Origin of the sequence: Pyxidicoccus fallax, assembly GCF_012933655.1 — a bacterium.
GTDB lineage: Bacteria > Myxococcota > Myxococcia > Myxococcales > Myxococcaceae > Myxococcus > Myxococcus fallax.
The window spans coordinates 1-1,467 of record NZ_JABBJJ010000698.1; the positions used below are offsets into that span (position 1 = coordinate 1).

Sequence of the window (1,467 nt, forward strand, 5' to 3'; positions counted from 1 at the left end):
GGGTGGAACTGGAGGACGCGCGCTTCTCCGGGCCGGTCTCCGCGCTGGGGGTGGACGGTGGGCACGCGGAGGTGCGGCGCGCCACGGCGGAGGGCGGCCGGGGCTCCGCCTTCTCCGTGGTGGAGGGCGTGCTCGTGCTCACGGACGTGCGGGTGACGGGGCACGAGTACGGCCTGTCGGCCACACAGGCGCGGAGGCTGGGCGTGCATGGCTTCACGTCGGAGCGCGCGGAGCGGGCCGGCCTGGGCGTGGTGAACTCGCGCGGGGTGCTGGAGGACGTGGTGGTGCGCGACAGCGGGACGTTCGGTGGAATCCAGCTGCTGGGCGGAGAGCTGGAGCTGCGGCGCTTCCAGGTGGAGGGCGCGGCCGAGTACGGGCTGGTGGCGAGACAGGGGAAGCTGCGCGTGCGCGACGGCACCATCACCCGGGTGCGCGCGGGGGACGGCGACGGGCTGCACCTGCGCGACCTGGACGCGGACGTGGCGGGCGTGCGGGTGGACGACGTGGCGGGCGTGTGCGTGCTGGCCGCGCAGTCGGCGCGCGTGGTGCTGCGCGACGCGAAGCTGTCGGGCTGCGGGCACGTGGCGCTGATGGTGGACAGGCAGGGACGGCTGGAGGCCACGGGCGTGGAGGTGACGGGCGGCGGGACGGCGCTGGCCGCCATGGGCGAGGGCGAGCTGCGCGCGGACACGCTCACCGCGAGCGGGATGGCGGAGGGGCTCGTCTGGGCCGAGTGTGGCGGCAACACGCGGGTGACGCTGGCGCGGGTGCGCTCGGAGGACGCGCGCGGCGTGTCCTCCCCGTGCGTGGAGCGCTGACTTCAGGCCGGCGGCGGCACGTCGGCGGAGGCCAGGGGCGTGGCGTGGCGCTCCAGCCACTCGAGGATGACGGGGTAGACCTCCGTGGGCGCGCCGGTGCCGAACACGAGGTCGCCGTGCCCGTAGTCCATCTTGTCGCCGCGGTCCCTGCCGAAGATGTGCAGCGTGCGGTCCGGCGCGGTGGTGAGCGCGAACTGGGCCTCGACGTTCTCCGCCGTGGCCAGCCGGTCCGAGCTGCCGCCCATGACGAGCAGCGGGAGCTGCAACCGGGAGATGCCCGCGCGCCAGTCCGTGGCGCGGTCGAAGGAGCGGAACGCGTCGTGCTCAATCCAGTCCTGGAACTGGAGCAGCACCTTGCGGCTCATCGACGACATCATGTTCGCGTAGACCTGCCGCTGGATGCGCGGGGGGATGTGCTCGGGATTCACGAGCAGGTCCGACAGGGGCAGGGTGACGTAGCCCAGGAAGGGCGCGAGGCTGGCGCTCATCCACTCCTGCCGGAAGCGCGCGGGCCACGCGGCGCGCACGCCCAGGGAGATGAGCGTGCGCAGGAAGGGGCCGGACCTGAAGTGCACCGGGGCCCCCAGCGTGAGCAGCCCGGCCAGCTTGTCGCCCAGCGCCCCCTGCGCCACCCCATAGCCCACCAGCC

Annotated in this window: 2 pseudogenes; one reads left to right on the top strand and one right to left on the bottom strand. The window is 74.2% G+C overall.

From position 1 onward, the window contains the following. Positions 1–818: pseudogene (locus HG543_RS53605) on the top strand (hypothetical protein); the annotation flags it as partial. A gap of 2 nt (positions 819–820) precedes the next feature. Here HG543_RS53605 and HG543_RS53610 read toward each other — a convergent pair. After that, positions 821–1,467, bottom strand: a pseudogene (locus HG543_RS53610) (alpha/beta fold hydrolase); the annotation flags it as partial.